Source organism: Halogranum roseipondis (assembly GCF_059695585.1).
The window spans coordinates 239,922-258,362 of sequence record NZ_JBUEED010000008.1; the positions used below are offsets into that span (position 1 = coordinate 239,922).

General features: G+C 61.9%; 18 protein-coding genes and 1 pseudogene. 13 read left to right on the forward strand and 6 right to left on the reverse strand.

Translation table 11 applies throughout. The features are described from left to right. Positions 1-77: 77 nt before the first annotated feature. The 4 genes from EOHIBHHM_RS25000 to EOHIBHHM_RS25015 all read left to right on the forward strand — a co-directional run bounded on the left by EOHIBHHM_RS25000 (position 78) and on the right by EOHIBHHM_RS25015 (position 4,695). Positions 78-1,787, forward strand: coding sequence for a glycoside hydrolase family 13 protein (locus tag EOHIBHHM_RS25000; protein ID WP_497259711.1), 1,710 nt, complete (start codon positions 78-80; stop codon positions 1,785-1,787). 33 nt (positions 1,788-1,820) lie between these two features. Next, positions 1,821-3,542 carry a glycoside hydrolase family 13 protein gene (locus EOHIBHHM_RS25005; RefSeq protein ID WP_497259713.1) on the forward strand — a complete coding sequence of 574 codons (1,722 nt, stop codon included), beginning with the start codon at positions 1,821-1,823 and terminating at the stop codon, positions 3,540-3,542. A 369-nt stretch (positions 3,543-3,911) separates the two neighbouring features. Then, entirely contained in the window at positions 3,912-4,112 is a 201-nt protein-coding gene (locus EOHIBHHM_RS25010; RefSeq protein WP_497259715.1) for a DUF7835 family putative zinc beta-ribbon protein, read from the forward strand. A gap of 172 nt (positions 4,113-4,284) precedes the next feature. Continuing rightward, positions 4,285-4,695 (forward strand): GlcG/HbpS family heme-binding protein, encoded by a 411-nt coding sequence (locus EOHIBHHM_RS25015; protein WP_497259717.1) that lies wholly within the window; start codon positions 4,285-4,287, stop codon positions 4,693-4,695. A 492-nt stretch (positions 4,696-5,187) separates the two neighbouring features. Here EOHIBHHM_RS25015 and EOHIBHHM_RS25020 read toward each other — a convergent pair whose 3' ends face one another. Further along, entirely contained in the window at positions 5,188-5,337 is a 150-nt protein-coding gene (locus tag EOHIBHHM_RS25020) for a hypothetical protein (protein ID WP_497259719.1), read from the reverse strand. Positions 5,338-5,513: 176 nt separating this feature from the next. Here EOHIBHHM_RS25020 and EOHIBHHM_RS25025 point away from each other — a divergent pair, with 176 nt between their 5' ends. Next, complete coding sequence (locus tag EOHIBHHM_RS25025; protein ID WP_497259721.1) at positions 5,514-6,158, forward strand: SDR family oxidoreductase; 645 nt, start codon at positions 5,514-5,516, stop codon at positions 6,156-6,158. An 18-nt stretch (positions 6,159-6,176) separates the two neighbouring features. On the opposite strand, the pseudogene EOHIBHHM_RS25030 reads toward EOHIBHHM_RS25025, so the two are convergent. Further along, positions 6,177-6,308: pseudogene (locus EOHIBHHM_RS25030) on the reverse strand (M20 family metallopeptidase); the annotation flags it as partial. Between the two features lie 176 nt (positions 6,309-6,484). Here EOHIBHHM_RS25030 and mbhE point away from each other — a divergent pair. From mbhE to mnhG, 7 genes are all read left to right on the forward strand, one after another. Beyond that, positions 6,485-8,878: a hydrogen gas-evolving membrane-bound hydrogenase subunit E gene (mbhE, locus tag EOHIBHHM_RS25035; protein ID WP_497259723.1), complete on the forward strand. Its 2,394-nt coding sequence runs from the start codon at positions 6,485-6,487 to the stop codon at positions 8,876-8,878. After that, complete coding sequence (locus EOHIBHHM_RS25040) at positions 8,875-9,339, forward strand: MnhB domain-containing protein (RefSeq protein ID WP_497259725.1); 465 nt, start codon at positions 8,875-8,877, stop codon at positions 9,337-9,339. Before mbhE ends, EOHIBHHM_RS25040 begins: the two co-directional genes overlap by 4 nt. A gap of 52 nt (positions 9,340-9,391) precedes the next feature. Further along, positions 9,392-9,736: a sodium:proton antiporter gene (locus EOHIBHHM_RS25045; RefSeq protein WP_497259727.1), complete on the forward strand. Its 345-nt coding sequence runs from the start codon at positions 9,392-9,394 to the stop codon at positions 9,734-9,736. Then, positions 9,733-11,340 (forward strand): complex I subunit 5 family protein, encoded by a 1,608-nt coding sequence (locus tag EOHIBHHM_RS25050; protein ID WP_497259729.1) that lies wholly within the window; start codon positions 9,733-9,735, stop codon positions 11,338-11,340. The genes EOHIBHHM_RS25045 and EOHIBHHM_RS25050 overlap by 4 nt, the downstream gene beginning before the upstream one ends. Then, complete coding sequence (locus EOHIBHHM_RS25055) at positions 11,337-12,002, forward strand: Na+/H+ antiporter subunit E (protein ID WP_497259731.1); 666 nt, start codon at positions 11,337-11,339, stop codon at positions 12,000-12,002. The genes EOHIBHHM_RS25050 and EOHIBHHM_RS25055 overlap by 4 nt, the downstream gene beginning before the upstream one ends. After that, a complete protein-coding gene (locus EOHIBHHM_RS25060) occupies positions 11,992-12,285 on the forward strand; it encodes an MrpF/PhaF family protein (protein ID WP_497259733.1) in 294 nt (97 codons plus the stop codon). Before EOHIBHHM_RS25055 ends, EOHIBHHM_RS25060 begins: the two co-directional genes overlap by 11 nt. A gap of 75 nt (positions 12,286-12,360) precedes the next feature. Then, entirely contained in the window at positions 12,361-12,702 is a 342-nt protein-coding gene (gene mnhG / locus EOHIBHHM_RS25065; RefSeq protein ID WP_497259735.1) for a monovalent cation/H(+) antiporter subunit G, read from the forward strand. A gap of 1,080 nt (positions 12,703-13,782) precedes the next feature. Here mnhG and EOHIBHHM_RS25070 read toward each other — a convergent pair. Together EOHIBHHM_RS25070 and EOHIBHHM_RS25075 are read right to left on the reverse strand one after the other, a co-directional pair. Then, a complete protein-coding gene (locus EOHIBHHM_RS25070) occupies positions 13,783-14,292 on the reverse strand; it encodes an SRPBCC domain-containing protein (RefSeq protein ID WP_497259737.1) in 510 nt (169 codons plus the stop codon). Continuing rightward, positions 14,289-14,627, reverse strand: a complete 339-nt coding sequence (locus EOHIBHHM_RS25075) for an ArsR/SmtB family transcription factor (protein ID WP_497259739.1) — start codon at positions 14,625-14,627, stop codon at positions 14,289-14,291. Before EOHIBHHM_RS25075 ends, EOHIBHHM_RS25070 begins: the two co-directional genes overlap by 4 nt. Before the next feature lie 134 nt (positions 14,628-14,761). Between EOHIBHHM_RS25075 and EOHIBHHM_RS25080 the strand changes: the two genes are divergently transcribed. Further along, complete coding sequence (locus EOHIBHHM_RS25080) at positions 14,762-15,700, forward strand: hypothetical protein (RefSeq protein ID WP_497259741.1); 939 nt, start codon at positions 14,762-14,764, stop codon at positions 15,698-15,700. A gap of 618 nt (positions 15,701-16,318) precedes the next feature. Here EOHIBHHM_RS25080 and EOHIBHHM_RS25085 read toward each other — a convergent pair. Then, positions 16,319-17,533: a site-specific integrase gene (locus EOHIBHHM_RS25085; RefSeq protein ID WP_497259795.1), complete on the reverse strand. Its 1,215-nt coding sequence runs from the start codon at positions 17,531-17,533 to the stop codon at positions 16,319-16,321. A gap of 542 nt (positions 17,534-18,075) precedes the next feature. Further along, positions 18,076-18,333, reverse strand: coding sequence for a hypothetical protein (locus EOHIBHHM_RS25090; RefSeq protein ID WP_497259743.1), 258 nt, complete (start codon positions 18,331-18,333; stop codon positions 18,076-18,078). Positions 18,334-18,441 lie beyond the last annotated feature (108 nt).

The following is an 18,441-nucleotide window of genomic DNA, read 5'->3' on the forward strand; positions in this document are numbered from 1 at the left end:
TTTGTATCTGTATAAGTCGATGGTCAATGACCGTAGCAAGTAGCAGCGAGTGTGAGAGATATGATCGGACTTGACCAATGACTACGAAAGACGCTATCAAGACGAGAGCAGGGGTCGACCGCATGTGGTGGAAAGAGGCGATCGTCTACCAGATTTATCCGAAAAGCTTCAACGACAGCAACGGCGACGGTATCGGCGATCTCTGTGGCATCGAGCGGCGAGTTGATTACTTAGACGACCTTGGTGTGGACGCCGTCTGGCTTTGTCCCGTCTACGAGTCGCCGCAGGCTGACAACGGCTACGATATCAGCGACTACCGCTCGATTAACGACGCCTACGGAGAGATGGATGACTGGCGACAGCTCCTGAGTGCACTCCACGAACGAGACATTCGTCTCATCATGGACCTGGTCGTCAATCATACATCGAGCGAACACGAGTGGTTCCAGCGATCGCGTCGACGCGACGGTACGTTCGAGGACTACTACATCTGGCGCGATGGCACCAACGACGGAGACGACCCCCCGAACAATTGGGAGTCGGTATTCGGCGGTTCTGCGTGGACATACGACGAAGTACGCGACCAGTGGTATCTCCATCTGTTCGACGAGAACCAACCGGACCTGAACTGGCGCAACCCGGACGTTCGTGAATCAGTCTACGAGATGATGAACTGGTGGTTGGAGAAGGGGATCGATGGCTTCCGGATGGACGTCATCAACCTCATCTCGAAAACGAACGGACTCCCCGATGGTAACGAGGATGGGGGACTGACTGGTGCAGAGCATTTCTTCAACGGCCCGAACATCCACGACTATCTCCGTGAGATGCGCGATGAAGTGCTCTCGGACGAGTCACTCTTGACTGTCGGGGAGACACCTGGTGCCAGCGTCGACGACGCACAGACGTACGTCGGCCCTGGCGTCGATGGTCTCTCGATGGTGTTCCAGTTCGAGCACGTTTCTTTCGACCACGACGAACACAAATGGGACGCCGGTGATTGGTCGCTCGTCGAGTTCAAGCAGATCATCGCGAAGTGGCAGAACGGCCTCGCAGACGAGGGGTGGAACAGTCTGTATCTCAACAATCACGACCAGCCGCGGATGGTCTCTCGCTTCGGCGACGACGGCACGTATCGCGAAGAAAGCGCAAAGCTCCTCGGAACACTCACCCACACACTCCAGGGGACGCCGTTCATCTACCAAGGTGAGGAACTCGGGATGACGAACGCGTCGTTCGCCTCCCCAGACGAACTTCGGGACGTCGAGGCGGTGAACTTCGTCGAAGAGGCACTCGAAGAGGGCGATGCCGAGTCCTACGACGATGTTCGTGATGCAGTGGAGTATGTCGGTCGAGACAACGCTCGCACCCCGATGCAGTGGTCGGATGCGCCTCACGCTGGCTTCACCGACGGCGACCCGTGGATCGGCTGTAACTCGAACTACGAGACAGTCAACGTTGAACACGCCCGCGCTGACGAAAACTCCGTCTGGCACTACTATCAGGATCTCATCGAGCTCCGCCACGACCGTGACGTCTTGGTATATGGAGCGTTCGATCTCCTCCTCCCGAGCCACCCTGCTATCTTTGCCTACACACGAACGCTTGGCGACGAACGTGGCCTCGTCGTCCTCAATTTCGGAACGGATCCGGTCGAGTTCGTCGTACCCGACAGCATCGCTCTCGACGAACTCGAACTCGCTCTCGCGAATACCGACGTACCGACAGCGCCACGACCATCGTTTGAACTCGGCCCGTACGAAGCTCGCGTCTATCTCACCCCGTAGTAGCGCCACAAAACCAACTGCCAAATCACAGCCATGACTCACAACGATTCCCAAACGACGACCCAGAGACGAAGTGTTGACATCGAGAAACAGTGGTGGAAGGAAGCCGTCGTCTATCAGATCTATCCGCGAAGCTTCAACGACAGCAACGGCGACGGGGTTGGCGATATCCCAGGAATCACAGAGAAGGTCGATTATCTCGACGAATTAGGCGTCGACGTCGTTTGGCTCTGTCCAGTATATGAATCACCGAACGCCGACAACGGCTACGACATCCGTGACTACCGTTCGGTCATGGACGAGTTCGGGACAATGGCTGACTGGGAGGAGTTAGTAGCTGAGCTACATGCACGGGACATGCGACTCATCATGGACCTCGTCATCAACCATACCTCGAAGGAACACGAGTGGTTCCGGAACTCACGACGGCGTGAGGGCAAGTACGAGGACTACTATTACTGGCGCGACGGGTCACCAGATACCCCCCCGAACAACTGGCAATCCATATTCGGCGGTCCGGCGTGGTCCTACGATGAGGTGCGTGAACAGTGGTATCTCCACATATTCGATGAGAACCAACCGGATCTCAATTGGCGAAACACAGATGTTCGAGCGGACATCAAGGAGATGGTCACCTGGTGGCTCGAGAGAGGTATAGACGGCTTCCGTATGGATGCAATCAACTTTCTTTCGAAACCTGAGGGGCTCCCTGACGGTGATCCAAACGAACCGCTCGTAGGACACGAGCAGTATGCTCACGGCCCTCGCATCCACGAATATCTCCAGGAAGTCTACGACGATACCCTCGCGAACTACGACGTCATGACTGTCGGCGAGATGGGTGGGACAAGTATTGACCAGGCCGCTGATTATCTCGTTGAGGGTGGAAGCGGACTGGACATGATCTTCCAGTTCAATCACTTGGCCGTCGACGATGGTCCGAATGGACCGTGGGACCCCGAGGGGTGGGGAGAGTGGGACCTTACAGAATTCAAGGAAATCGTAACCCGTGCTCAAAACGAACTCGCATCCGAGTTCTGGGACGCATTGTTCCTCGGTAATCACGATGTTCCTCGAATTGTCTCGCGGTTTGGTGACGACGGAGAATATCACGAGGAGAGTGCAAAACTCATCGCCACGTTTCTGTTGACGCTGCGTGGCACCCCGTATATTTACCAGGGGGAGGAGATCGGCATGACGAACGACGAGTTTGACAGCCTCAACGAACTCGACGATGTAATGACTATTGGGAAGGTTCGGGAGCTCATCGAAGCAGGGAAAATTGATTCCTTCGAGGAGGCACGTGACCTCGTTAACTACCAGAGTCGTGACCACGCACGAACACCGATGCAGTGGTCGGGTAACCCCAGTGCTGGCTTCACTGACGGCGTGCCGTGGTTCAGAGCCAACGAGAGCTATCACGACATCAACGTTGAAGCGGCACTTGCTGACGAACAGTCCATCTGGCACCACTATCAGTCACTCATCGCGCTTAGACACGAATCGGACACCCTCGTCTACGGTGAGTACGAACTCTTGCTCCCCAACCACGAGCGCCTCTATACTTATCGCCGAACACTTGGTGACGATGCGATTCTCGTCGTCCTCAACTGGTCAACCGAACCTGCTCTCTTCGACTGTCCATCGGTGGAAATCACGGATTCGGACGTTATCGTAAGCAACTACGACAACAGTCCGACTGACCCCACTGCCCACGAGTTCCGTCCGTTCGAGGCGATTGTCTACCAACTCTAGGCATAACCGGTCCAGACACCGTTTTGACACAGTTGGTGCTACCGAGTCTCAGCGTATATGGTCTCGCACTGAATATTCAGCTTCCAAACTCTAGTAACGAGTGCACGTCATCACACACCCGATCGCTGTCGTGCGGTCGGGTGGGGAGACAGTTCCACGAGCGACTGTCGCTGTGCCGATTCTGCCCTTCTCAGCGCGTATTCGATCCCTAACTAGCTTAGCGACGAGTGAACCGCCTCGTCGATGCTCGATGCGTCTCAAGGTTAGTCACCGTCGTGCGGTGAACGATTGGAAGCATCTGAGACGGAGTGAAACGATTCGAGACGGAGTTCTCTCTTTATTCGGTCTCCGCGACTCCAACAGACTGCTATGGCAACCAAACCATCCGCCCTCGACGGAGTCACCGAAGCATGCTCGGAATGCGCACGTGAGACGCTCCACAAGGTCCGGGTGGAGCTCCGGATAGAGAGCTCAAAGCCGACGAACGCAGAGTACTCCCGCGAACCGTATCGCGTGGCGACCTGCATGGAATGTCAAACCGAGACGACGCTGCGGATGAACAACGCCTGAGACAGCCACCACTGTACAGACTACTCTTTTAGCGACAGCCGCTCCCTGGCGAGATGTCCGTGATGTTTTCTCCCCCACTGTGTAGCCGGCTCCTCGAAGTCATATCCGGCTACCCCCGAGCGCACAAAATTTTAAATCGTTATGGATAGATGCGGTTATCAGACCAGCAGAGATGACAGAGATATCACTCGACGTCGCCAAACAGCTCGTGGACACTGCCGAAGAGAAAGCCGAGGAGATCGATGTCCCGATGTGTATTGCGGTCATGGACGAGGGGGCAAACCTCGTCGCATTTCACCGCATGGATGATGCACTGCTTGCGAGCATCGACATTGCCCAGAATAAGGCTTACAGTTCGGTGTCGCTCAAACTCGATACAGAGACGATCTGGGAGGTCTCGCAGCCCGGCGAATCGCTGTACGGGCTTGGCAACACAAACGACGGTCGAATCGTCACGTTCGGTGGCGGAATTCCGCTTGAGGTTGACGGACGCGTGGTCGGAGCTGTTGGCGTCTCAGGTGGAAGCGCGGAGGAGGACGTGAGTGTCGCGTCGGCTGCCGTCGAAGCGTTCGAATCGCTGTAGACCCCCCAAAGACCGGAGTCATCGAATTGAGTGTATCGATACTATAGTAACGAGTGCAAGTCATCACTCACCCGACCGCACGGCAGCGTGCGGTCGGGTGAGTGGACAGTTGCACGAGCTACTATAGAGGCATGCAGTGTCCACCACTTACCGTAGCCGAGACACGGCCTACTCGTGCTGCGGCACTCGTCAACGTCACTGACCCCATCAACAAACAGCGTTCGAGCAACTCGAGCAGACAGTCGAGACAGACGAGACATTTACGCGCGACACAGCGATCGACTGCATCAGTACTGCCGACGTCGAGCACTCCGGGACGGAGGCCCTCCTCGAACAGTCGTCGTTGAAAGGCTATCTCTACGAGACCGGTGTGGTCTCCGGGCGGAACCTACGCTGGCATCGCGCGAAACGGCTTCGGTCTCCGAGGAATGGGAAGTGTCCTCTTCGAAGTCTCCGCCGGAACGCCCCTCGAACGTGAAGGTGATTCTGATGTCAGTTTGGAATCGACGGCGTGAACCTACCGAGCGGGTTCCCCTCGGGGATGCCGTTCAACAGGAATTCGGTGGCAGTCCACGAGGGGTCGAGCAGCTTCCCGATACCGCCTCGAAACAGGACCCACCCCTCCGCGTAGTCGAACGGCACGTCTCTTCCCAGCACCTCCGCCCTCAGTATGCGCCTCGTTGACGTGTTACACTGACATCTCACGTCATACCAAACGTATGTTGTTCAGCGAACGGTACTGGTTCCCCCGGCGAGCGGTCTCGCGTTTCCGGGGGCGACAGCGTCTTGGCCGTGCCGACCGAACGTGGTCGAACACGATGCGCGTACTTCTAGCCGGTGCTCACGGGCAGGTCGGACAGCACGCGTCGGAACTCCTCGGCGAGAGCGACCACGAGGGCGTCGGGATGGTCCGTGCGGAGGACCAACTCTCGGACATCGAGGAACTCGGTATCGCGGCGGTCCACGCGGACCTCACCGAACCCGAGGACGTCTCCCGCGCCGTCGAGGGCTGTGACGCCGCCATCTTCGCCGCGGGGTCGGGCGGCGACGACGTGTGGGGGGTCGACCGCGACGGCGCGGTGAACCTGATAGAGGCATGCGAGTCCGCCGGCGTCGGCCGGTTCGTCATGCTCAGCGCGATGAACGCAGACGCGCCCGAGGACTCCCCGGAGGCACTCAGAGAGTACCTGCGGGCGAAGGCCGATGCGGACGAACGCCTCCGTGAGAGCGACCTGACGTACACCGTCGTCCGGCCGGGCGCCCTGACCAACGAGGAGGGGACCGGTCGGATCCGGACGGGCGAGAGCATCGACCGGCGGGACGGCGACGTGCCCCGCGTCGACGTGGCGCGGACGCTCCTCGCCGCCCTCGAAGAGGAGGCCACCTACGGCGTCACCTTCGAGATGCTCTCGGGCGACGTCGACATCGAGGAGGCGCTCTCGGACCCGCTGAACGAGGGTTGACGCTCTCCTTCGTCCCCCTCACCCGCAGAACCGGACCGCGGCCTCGGGCACGATATCGGCCACCTCGAGGACCTCCTCGGTGGAGACGAACGCGCCCGCCCCGTGAATGTTCTCGCCGTCGAGGCCGAGGATGACTGTCGGCAGGTCTGCGCTCGGATACGGCCCCGCGTTCGAGCAGATGCGGCGACCGCGGGACGGTAGCCCGTGACAGGCTACCACGGCCCGAGACGGTCAACAGGTACTTTGCAACAGGATTCGATGGTCCCGTAAAGGCCGACACTCAAGCGTGCCGGAATTCGAGTCTCGGCCGATATTGACGAACATCGATGGCACCAAATCTCACAGTCGTTACGGCTATCGTCGCGCTTCCCTTCGTCGCCGCGGTCCTCTCACCGCTTCTGCATCGCGTTCTCGGTGAACGGATCGGCTACGCGGGAGCCCTCGTCGCGGCGGCGAGCTTCGGGCTTCTGGTGACGCAGGCCGACAGCTACGGCACCGTCAGAGCGTCGTGGATCCCCGCCCTCGACGTGGGCGTCCAGTTCACTGTCGACGGTTGGGGGCTGCTGTTCGCGCTCCTGGCCAGCGGCATCGGCGTTCTCGTGTTCGTCTACTCGGCGCGGTACATGCGCGGCGAGGACGGCCTGGCGCGCTACTACGCGGCCCTGCTGGCGTTCATGGGTTCGATACTCGGCGTCGCGCTCGCCTCCGATCTCCTGTTGATATTCCTGTTTTGGGAGCTGACCAGCGTCTGTTCGTTCCTGCTCATCGGCCACCACACCGACGACGCCGAGTCGCGTTACTCGGCGCGGATGGCCATGCTCGTGACCGTCGGCGGTGGCCTGTGTCTGCTCGCCGGCCTCCTCGCGCTCTCGGTGGCGGCGCGGGGTGCCCTCGGCGGCGTGACCTTCGACCTGACCGCGATGCTCGCGAACGGGGAGGCGATGCGCGCCGCCCTGCGCGAGTCGGGGCTGTTCGTGCCGGCGCTCGTTCTCGTCGTCGTCGCTGCGGCCGCCAAATCCGCGCAGGTGCCGCTGCACTTCTGGCTCCCGAACGCCATGGTCGCTCCGACGCCCGTCTCCGCCTTCCTCCACTCCGCGACGATGGTCAAGGTGGGCGTCTACTTCGTCGGCCGCCTGCGCCCCCTGCTGATGAGTCCCGAGTGGGTACTGCTCGTCGCGACGCTCGGACTTCTGACGATGACGGTCGGGGCGCTGTTGGCGGTGACCTCGACCGACATCAAGGAGCTTCTCGCCTACTCGACGGCGAGCCACCTCGGGCTGATGGTCGCGGGCTTCGGTTTCGACATCGTCTACGGCGGCGAGGCAGGTGCGTTCCATCTCCTCAACCACGCGCTGTTCAAGGCGCCGCTGTTCCTCGTCGCGGGAATCGTCGCCCACGAGGCCGGTAGCCGCGACCTCGACGACCTCGGGGGGCTCTGGCGGGACCTCCCCGTGACGGCCGTCGTGGCCGGGGTCGCCGCGCTGAGCATGGCCGGTATCCCCCCGTTCAACGGGTTCTACTCGAAGGAACTGCTGTTCGAGGCGGCGTACGAAGTGGCTCACGAGGCCGGGGGTCTCGCCTGGCTGTACCCCGCCGTTGCGACGGTCGCGAGCGTGTTCACCGTCGTCTACTCGCTGAAGTTCCTCGCGATGTTCTTCGGCGAGCGCCGAGCGCCGAAGGCGGAGATTCACCGTCCCCCCGTCGCGCTGGTGGCGCCGCCCGCCGTGTTGGCCGCCGCGGCGGCCGTCGTCAGCGTCGCACCGCAACTGGCGGTCGACGTTATCGTTCAGGGGGCCATCGACGCCACCGCGGTCGGCGAGGCGAATCTCAAAATCGGACTACCGACGCACCTCACGCCCCCGGTCGCGATGTCCGCCGTCGCCATCCTGGGCGGAGCCGCAGCGTACCCGTTCGCGGGGCGTCTCGGAGCGGTCATCGGACGCGGCGTCGACGCTCCGGTCCCCGTGCGGCCCCGCGGCTGGTACGACTGGGCCGTCTCGACGACGGAGGCGACCAGCGCCCGGTTCGGTCCGCTCGTCCACAGCGGGGTCCTCCGGACGTACCTGACGTGGGTGGCGGCGACCGGGAGTCTGCTCGCACTGGCCGGCTTCGCCACGACCAGTGGGACTCTCGGAATCGACGGCCTGGGCGTGCCGACGGCGGTCGCCGTCGTGCTGACGACGGCCCTCCTCGCCGCCGTGGCGGTTCCCGTCGCCTCCTCCCACCTCGCCGGCGTTCTCACGCTGTCCATCCTCGGGTTCATGCTCGCCATCTTCTTCATCCTCGCGAGCGCGCCGGACCTGGCGCTCACACAACTGGTCGTCGAGACGCTCGTGCTCCTGATCTTCCTGCTCGTCCTCCAGCGACTGCCGTCCTTCTACTCGGACGTCCAGCGGTTCGTACTCGCCCGTGACGCGGGCGTGTCGGTTCTGGTGGGCGCGATGGCGTTCACGTCCGTTCTCCTGACCGCACCCGGTCCCGGCGCCGACCCGACGAGCATCGCCACCTACTACACGGAGCAGGCGGTCCCGGGCGGCGGCGGCGCGAACATCGTCAACGTCATCCTCGTGGACTTCCGGGCGTTCGACACGCTGGGCGAACTGCTGGTCGTCGCGACGGCCGCCATCGCCATCCTCGTGCTCGTGATGATGCGAGCACGCGGGGAGTCCGTGGCCGACCGCGACGCCGACCCGATCTTCGAGGGGGACGATTCGTCGTGACGACGAGGATCATGCAGACGACGGTCCGCGTGACCGTCCCCATCGTCCTCGTCCTCTCGATCTGGCTGTTCCTCCAGGGCCACAACCTCCCCGGCGGAGGGTTCATCGGCGGCGTCCTCACCACGACGGCGTTCGTGCTCATCTACGTCGCCTACGACCTCGACTACCTGGAGTCGGAAGTGCTCGACAGGGAGGTCGACCCCGGAGCCAGCGTGTACGACCACCGCATGGTCACCGCCTACCGCCGCGCGTTGATCACGGGTCTGGTGATCGTCCTCGGGAGCGGCGTCGCCGGAATCGTCGTCGGCGACCCGTTCCTGACGCAGACGTACGTCCACCTCGGCGGCGTCCCGATCTATCACGACATCGAACTCGCCAGCGCGCTCGTGTTCGACCTGGGCGTGTACCTCGTCGTCGTCGGCAGCATCCTGACGGTCGTCTCGGTGGTGAGCGCCGAATGAGTCGGACCAGAGGGGCGCCGTCCGCCCGCGTCCGACCCGGAGGTGACGACCGATGAGCGTCGTCCTGGCCGTCGTGGTCGGCGGGTTGTTCGCCGTCGGGACGTTCCTGCTGTTGCGGCGAGACCTGATACGGGTCGTCCTGGGAATCGCCGCCATCTCTCAGGCCACGTTCGTCTACCTGATCGCGATGGGCGGCGTCGAGGAGGGAACCGGCGACCTCGTGCCGGTTCTCGGACACCACGGCGGCGAGGTCCCCGAAGTCGCGGACCCGGTGGTGCAGGCGCTCGTCCTGACCGCCATCGTCATCAGCTTCGGGACGACCGCGCTGGCGCTCGTCCTGTCGTACCGCGCCTACGAGGAGAACGAGACCATGGACGTCACGGAGTGGAGAGGATGAGCTGGCACGTCATCGCGCCGCTGTTGGTCGCGCTCGTAACCACCGTGCTCACGCTCGTGCTCCGCGAGTGGCCCCCGATTCAAGTCGCCGCGAGCGTCACCGGCGCCGTCGGGTACGTCGCTGCGGTCGCCGGGTCCGTCTGGACAGTCGTCCTCGGCCCGGCGGCTTCCGGGGTGGCGGTCTACCAGATTGGCGACTGGCCCGCGCCGTTCGGGATCACGCTCGTCCTCGACGGGCTCTCGGCGTTCATGCTGACTATCGCCGCGAGCCTCGGGCTCGCGTCGATGCTATTCTCAGTTCGGTACGTGACCGCTGAGAACCAGCGCGTCTACTACCACCCCCTGTTCCACCTGCTCTTGGTGGGCGTGAGCGGCGCGTTCCTCACCGGCGACCTGTTCAACCTGTTCGTCTGGTTCGAGGTGATGCTGATCGTCAGCTACGTGTTCGTCGCTTTCTACGGCACCGAGCTCGCCACCGCGGCGTCGTTCCGCTATCTGGTGATGAACGTCTTCGGGAGCGCGCTCATGCTCGTGGCCGTCGGCGGCCTGTACGCCGCGACGGGAACGCTCAACATGGCCGACATGGCCCGGCGGCTGGCCGACCCCGCCGCGTACGGCGTCGACCCCGCGCCGGTCGTTGGCCTGTCGGCCCTACTGCTCGCGGTGTTCGCGCTGAAGGCGGGACTCGTCCCCTTCCAGTTCTGGGTGCCCGCCGCGTACACCACCGCCCCGCCGCCCGTCACGGCGATGTTCGCCGGGGTCACGAAGAAGGTGGGCATGTACGCGGTGGTCCGGCTGTACTTCACCGTCTTCGCCGCCGGCTCAGTCTCCGCCGACGTGCCCGGTATCGCCGGCGCGTCGCCGCTCACCTTCCTCGCTCCGGTGCTGGGGGCGATGGCGATAGCGAGCATCGCCGTCGGCGCGTTCGGCGCCGTCGGCCAGGACCGACTGGAGGGCGTGTTCGCGTACTCGAGCGTCGGCCAGGTCGGCTTCATCGCCCTCCCCATCGCCGTCGCCGCGGCCGCCGGCTCCGCGGGGACGCTCCGCCGAGTCGCCATCGCGGCCGCGCTGGTGTACGCGTTCCACCACGCACTCACGAAGGGGCTCCTCTTCCTCTCGGCGGCCGTCGTCAAGGACGCGGTCGGGACGGACGACCTGCGAAACCTCGGCGGCCTCGCCGGTCGCGCGCCGATACTCGCGGGGGCCGTTCTCGTCGGCCTGCTCTCGCTGGTCGGCATCCCGCCGCTGATCGGGTTCTTCGGGAAGTTCCTCACGTTCGACGCGGCGATCCGGGGGATCGGATTCGGTCCCGGCGCGCTGTCGGCGCTCGCGCTGGCCGCGTCGCTCCTCGGCGCCGTGCTCACCATCCTGTACACGACGCGGGTGTGGGTCGGCGGATTCTGGGGGCCCAAGACGCCGGCCGTCGAGGTCGCCGCCACCGACTCGGGGCAGGTCGCGGTCGTCGTCGCGCTCGCGGCGGTCGTCGTCCTCGTCGGCGTGGGGTTCGACCCGATGTATCGGTTCGCCGAGACGGCGGCGAACGCGGCCGTCGACAGCGAGGCCTACGTCGACGCCGTGGGTCTCGGCGGGGGTGGTGGCGAGTGACCCGCAGTTGGCCGGTCATCGGCACCTGCTTCGGCATCCTGTGGGTGTTCGTCCAAGGGCCGCCGATCGCTCCCGCCCCCCTCCTCGGAGCGCTGCTGGTCGGCCTCGCCGTCGGACTTCCCATGGCCTACGTCTTCCGCCGCCTGTACGCGGACACCGTCGACCTCCGCCGGTCGGCTCGCGGAGTCCCGTACGCGGTGCTGTATCTACTGGCGTTCGTCAGGGAGGCGATCGTCGCCAGTCTCGACGTCACGTACCGCGTGCTCACCCCCTCCAAACCGATCGAACCGGAAGTGATTCTCATCCCCCTACGGGTCCAGACCGAACTCGGCGTGACCACGATCGCGAACAGCATCACGATGACGCCCGGCTCGCTCACGCTCGACTACGATTCGACGGAGAACGCGCTGTACGTCCACGTCATCGACGGGCGGTCTCCCGAAGAGATCGTCGCCCCGATCCGCGACTGGGAGGACTACGCGCTCTCCATCTTCGACGAGGAGCTATCGGCGGGCGACCCCAGCCCGGATTTCGCCGTCTACCCGCCCGACCAGACGCATCCCGTGCTCGAACAGGCCGTCTCCGAGGCCGACGAGGGGGTCGAGGCGGAACCTGAGCCGTCGACCGAGGGGGACGCGGGAGGTGAGGGCGATGGCCGCTGAGGGAGCGATAGTGCCGGTCGTCGACGCCGCGATCGTCCTCGTGTCGCTTCTGAATCTGTTCTGCGGCTACCGCGTGGTCCGAGGGCCGACGGTCCCCGACCGCGTGGTCGCGCTGGACGCGATCGCGACGAACATCGTCGCCATCGCCGTTCTGTTCGCCATCAAGACCGGACGGGGCCTCTTCGTGACCGTCAGTCTCGTCCTCGCGATCATCGCGTTCCTCTCGACGGTCGCGGCCGCGAAGTTCGTCACCGAAGGCGACATCATTGTCACACAGGAGTGATCACGACATGACTCACCGACACCGACCCGGCGGAATCGTCCCGACGAACCAGCAGGTCGCCGGAGGTGACCGCTGATGGTCGCACTGGAGACGGTACGGATCTGGGCCGTCGTCGCTCTGGTCGTCGTCGGGTCGTTCTTCCTCACGGTCGGGACGATCGGCCTGCTGAGGCTCCCGAACGTGTACAACCGGATGCACGCGACGAGCAAGCCGGCGACCATCGGCACGGTCGCGATCTTTCTGGCCGGGTTCGCGTACTTCGGTCCCGGGGGGGCCGGCCTCTCGTCGCTGGTCGGTATCGTCTTCCTGTTCCTGACGGTGCCGACCGGCGCGCACATGATCTCTCGAGCGGCGGAACGGACCGGCGTCCCGTTTTTGGGGTCGGTGACGTGGCCCGGCAAGAGCGACGACGAGTAGGCCGTTCCGATCGCGTTCGCGCTCTGTTCTGACTGCTCCGCTCGCTCGACTTTCGTCCGACCGACGCGCTCAATGGCGTCCTCGCGGTCGAGTTCGCCGTCGAGGAATCGAGCGAGACGAGGTCCTCGACACGCTGTACAGAGCTCAGCACACTCATCACAGCCGTGTACGGCAACGCTCGCCATTCAACCAATGTTCAAAGTACCCTATACGACCGTCGCGAAAGCGTGAACTCTCCGTGGAATTCACCGCCGTGAACTGACGCTACAGAGCCGGCGTTGGAACAAGTTTCAAACGGAGCAGTCGACACGTCTTTTTACTGTGGTGGGCCAAGAGGTGGTTCTGAAGCGCGACGACTCCTTGGTGCCGCTCCACTCGCAATGTATCCTTCCACGGCAAAGAGGCCCATCGAAAGGAGGACGAGCGGCACCAGGAGCGTGTTTCCCGTATACAGCCACCTCATCTGGCGGATTCCAACGGGGTTCGTAGCGAGCAGGTAGTTGAGGCCCCAAAATACACTATAGGTGGCACGCGGGACGACAGAACTCATGCTGAGCCAGAGAGTGACGCCGAAGAGCAACCCACCGAGAAGCCCGGTCACCAGTCCATGAATCGCGCGTGTGTGCCATCCCCCACTGGTAAACCGTCCAGTCACAAGTCCCCCAATCAGCCCAGTCAGAAGAGACAGAACAACTCCGACCCACATGAGCGGACCTGGGAGCGACACGAAGGTCGCCACGAGGATCACAAGCATCTCAACCAAGACACCGAGCGCAATGGCAGGTCGACGTTTCATTGTCGATTCGTGTGACGGCTGGGATGAAGACTCCCCGCGAGGATCAAGAGAAGTGGTCTCTCTCGTCGAATCAGCCCCCCGTTATCGACGTAGGTCAGCATCACGTCGGTAGTGAGGTGACGATGCCTCATAACAGACTCGGCGTTCATACAGCGATAACTCATCAATCATCCACCGGAGAATACTCCCCATCGTCTACAGCAACACGAGTGTCCCGTCGTCGATATCCACAGGGTCTGCGTCCGCAAAATGCTCGACAAGGGCCGCGACCTACTCGGCCGCCTCTACGCCGGTCGTGGTCCCTCTACTAGCCCCGCGAGTTGTTCGAGTGAGTCGGTCCACCCGGCGTGGGAATCCTCGGGCGGGATGGCTTCGGGAATCCCCTCTTGTCGGACCGTGAGTTCGGTTCCCGCAGGGACCTCTTCGAAGGTGACCGTCACCGTCATCTCGCCGGCCATCGCTGGGTCGTCAGTCTCGAACGCGTCGGTGTGGACGATGCGCTCGCCGGGAACCAGTTCCAGGTAGGTACCGCCAAAGGTCGAGCCATACTCGACGAACTCCTCGGTCTCTCCCGTGAACGTCATACGGAAGGTACCACCCTCTTCGGGCTCGAGGTGGTGAACCTCGGCCGAGAATCCCGTCGGTGGGAGCCACTGCATCAGCTCGCTCGGGTCGAGGAACGCCTCGTAGACTCGCTCGGGCGGCGCCTCGATGATGCGGCTCACGGTCATCGTCCGCTCGCCGGTTCGGGTGTCAGTCTGTCGTTCGTCGTCATCGGTACTTGTAGTCGTCATTGGCTTTGTTCCTCCAAGTGGATGGCCAGCGCGTCGAGCCGGTCCTCCCAGAAGACGCGATACCGGGTGAGCCATCCGAATGCGGCGCTCAGTGGCGCGGCTTCGAGGTGGCAGCGGCGAACGCGACCGTCTTTCTCGATGTCGATCAAGCCGGCGTCCTCGAGCACGTGGAGGTGTTTCGAAACGGCGGCGAGGGAGACGTCGTGCGGCTCGGCCAGTTCGCTGACGCTCTTTGGCCCGTCGGCCACCTGTTCGAGGATGGCTCGACGGATCGGGTGCGCCAACGCCTGGAAGACCGCGTCGAGATCGAGGTCGTCCGGTACTTGTTCAACCATCCAGTTGAATAATCAACTGGATAATATTTAACTATTCGGTTGAATACGACCGTTGGGCCTTCCAGCGGTTGTTCGCGGAAGGAAAAATACGTCTGCGAAACTCGCCGACGTATCGCTGCGAGAGAGGAGCCACAATGGTTATCGCCTCAACTGCCCCCTTACTACTGTATCTGATGCGAACCGAGTCTCCTCCCCCGGGTGAGCGGAATCCGAAGGACAGCGGCAATCCGACGGTGACGAGTCCCGAGCTCTCCACGCAGGAACAGGAGGCCTCAATCGAGACGCTGCGACGACTCGCTGAGCGTACCCCAGAGTTACTCGACGAGTATTTCGGCGCCGGCCGAGGAGAGCAGAACAAACACATTCTCGACGAACTTTCGGACGTCGTCCGGGAGGCCGAACAGGTACTGGCGAGCGTCGACTTCCCCGCTCTGTTAGATAGCGTTCGTCTGGAAGAGCTTCCGGACGCCGTCGACGTGGAGAAGGTTCCCGACGCGGTGACGAGCCTTCGTCCGCAAGACGCGATCCCCTACGAGAAACTGGTCGCAATAATCGAGCTACGAGAAGCGTTCGACGCCGTCGACGTTCGGGAATTTCGACGGAACCACCGGGAACTCGGCGCCGAAATCGACGACGTGATGGAGTATCTCCCGGCAGAGATAGTCGAAGAACCGGATGCAACCTCCGACGAAGGTCTGGACGAGTCCGCCGAGTCGACGCCTCTCGACGAAGAGACGAAGTCCGAACTGCTCGCGAGCGACGTGGGGAAGCAGGTAGCCGTACAGACAGGAATCGACGACGCCGTCGTGAAGTTGCGCGAGCACCTTCTGGAGGTCCACGAGACGGTTCGAGAACGGATCGACGCGAACGAGCTCGCGTCGCGCAGCGTCGACAGACCGAACTCACGGAACCCGACAGCGTACTCCACGCTTCCGAGTACCCGCCCCGACATCGGATCCGCGACTCGATTTGCGTCGATTCCGTCCGAGACGCGATATTCGTCGGCTCCAAACTACGAGCGAATCTACGGTAATCGCTTCCAGAAGTCACGTTTCCGAAATCCGAACCGGTGAAGGTGAGAATCCATCCGTTGCCCTCGTGAACCGACAAGCGCTCTCGTCTGACGAGTCTGGAAGACGTGGCAACAGCTGAACTGTCTCAACAATTTCCGACAGAAGAGCGTCGGTCAACTCTTGTGGCGTAGATCGTTGGTGAAGCAGAGCGCAGTTCCGAGGACGAGTTTGAGCGCTTCTTTCCTGGTTTGCGACGAACTGCCCTGTTGCAGAGCGATCTTCGTAGACAGATACGGTCGGCTATCCATTTGAGCTGCTATCGTTGGTGTTCAGCCGTCTGTGTTCGGGCCGTGAGATGCCACGATTCTAGAGCGGCTGAATTCAGCCGTTCATGCAGGCACCGAATCTTACTCCCAGTGTTAGAACACCGATTGTGTTCAACACGAAATACTACAAACATGTTCAGATTCACTCATAGAATATAGCACAAAGGGTAAGGTCGACTTCGAGACCCATCACGACAACGAGCACTGCGTTCTCGGTCGCTCCCCCGAGGTTCGACCCCAACTTATCTACAGGTGAGGCAGGCCGAGTGCCTCGGGGTCGTTCGGAAGATCTTCGATCTTCCGTGATGACGAGAGACCGCAGGTCTCTCGAACCACTTGACCCCGAGGCGGTTCACTTGCCGCCGCCGTCACCAAACGCTTCACTCAATTTTTCGCGCATCGTCTCGCGACGAGCGTGTCGAAGCTTTTCCTCAGAAAGGTAGTTCTGCATCACGACTTCGACTGAACTCGACCCTTGGTCGGCAGCGACGCCCTCAAGTCCGGCAGCGACCTCGTTGACTGCTTCCTGGTACGTCGAGTACCAGAATCGCCGCCCCATCTTCGGAGTCGGCGTATCGTCGTCGACGAGGACGTCGGCCTGATCGGCGAGTCGCTTGAAGCGACGTCGTACGGTTGAGACGGACACATGGTCCGTCGACGATGACCGTGAGGGGAAGAGGTTGCCGTCCCATTCCCGGCGGTCGGACAGCGTAGCGATTCGCTCGGATACCACATCGACACCGTACAGCAACGTCACCTCGCCTGGCCCGTTTTTCCGTTCGCCGTCACCGAAGGAGAGGTGCGGGTCGTCACCGTCGAGTACGACCTGCCGCTCGTGAAGCGCTGCCACCTCTGACGGCCGTAACCCCCACCCAGCAAGGGCGATGACGGTGAGTTCCTCCTCAGGCGACTCGACAGCGGCGTAGAGGCGACCGACCTGAGCAGACGACAGCGCCGACGGATTTGACTCCTCTGGCTCCCATCCGATATCGTTCTGCACCTGCGAGAGCGGATTGTATCGTGCGTACTGGTGCCCAAACAGATACTGATACCACGATCGGACGACGTGGAGATACTCGAGCTTCGAGCGGTCGGTGGAGAGCTCTTTGTCGAATACTTCGAGCACCGCGTAACAGCGGTTCATCTCCCGTGGCTGGTTCGAGACGTCGTCGAGCGACGCGAGCAGTGCGTCCGTCCCATGTAAGTCTCGATAGGTCCGCACCCACTTGGCGAGTCGTGTCCGGTGTGTTTCAACGGTGCTATCGGTGCGCTTCCCGAGCGTGCCGAGCGTTCGGAGATAGCTGTCGAGAGCGTCGACCGTCGGTTGGTGTTCGATGCCCCACGTCCACTCATCGGGATCGTCACCGTCCCCAAGACCCACGACGTCAACGAAGAACTGCCGCGGTGTGAGGTCGTGATGTTCACGCAGGGCGTATGCGATCCCCGAGAACCCGTAGTCAGTAAGCCACTCGTAGGACGGGACGTCCCGATCTTCGTCGAAGCCTTCGTGACGCCGCTTCGGTGCCATGTCGGTCCAGTAGATGGAGGCCATCTCCTCGAGGTCCATCTGCGACCAGTTGTAGCGCTTCTCGCGTTTGGACTCGTCTGTTGCAGTCTCTTTCTCCGCTGCACCCTTGGAGTGAGACTCGTTGCTCACAGCCTCTCACCACCGAGTAACTCGGAATCTGTGTCTGCAGGGTAATCGAAGACGTGAGATTTCACAGTTCTGCACAGAACTACCAACCTCATAATACTATGGCTTGTGCAGTAGTGGACTGTACACAACGACAATTAGTAAATCGCATGCGCGAGTGGCGCTCGCACAGGTATACTGTATAGCGCTATATTAAATACACAAAATATGGTCCTTGCAGTCGAGGTCGAAAATTCGCCGGCTCGACACGTTAATTGCGCAGACCAACAGAGTGGCGGATGATCTAATCGCCCTCTTCCTTGACCGACTCGAAGATATCGATGTCCCAGTTGTGACCTAGGTCGTGAACTGGTCAAAGACCGTCTTCGCGGTTCGGGAGTACTAATCGGAATCGCCACTCGACCGGAAATAGCGCTCGACGGCGGATTCGAGATCGGTCACATCGTTGCCGTAATTCAATCTTGAATTTGTACCCACTCACGCAGGGTCTCTTCGTCCTGAACGACGAACTCTTCGGTCTGTGTTCGGAGCCTCCCCTTGCGACGAATGGTAACGAGGAGATGCGGCGAGCTCGCTGGAATGGAGCGGCCGGTGATTTCGCACTTAAAAGTCTCGTCCGAGGCGATCGACCGGTGTGCGATCCAACTGATCTCCCAGTCGTCGCTTCGGGTCGGGATTTTCGCCCCCTTGTACCACGGATCGGATTCGCTCATTCGGTCACCGCATTCGGAGGAGAGGACTCGTGAGAGCTGAAACATCGGGTTTCTGTGACGATCATCAACTGGTATGAAGTTCGGAGTCGACCTGCTTCAATTTACCCG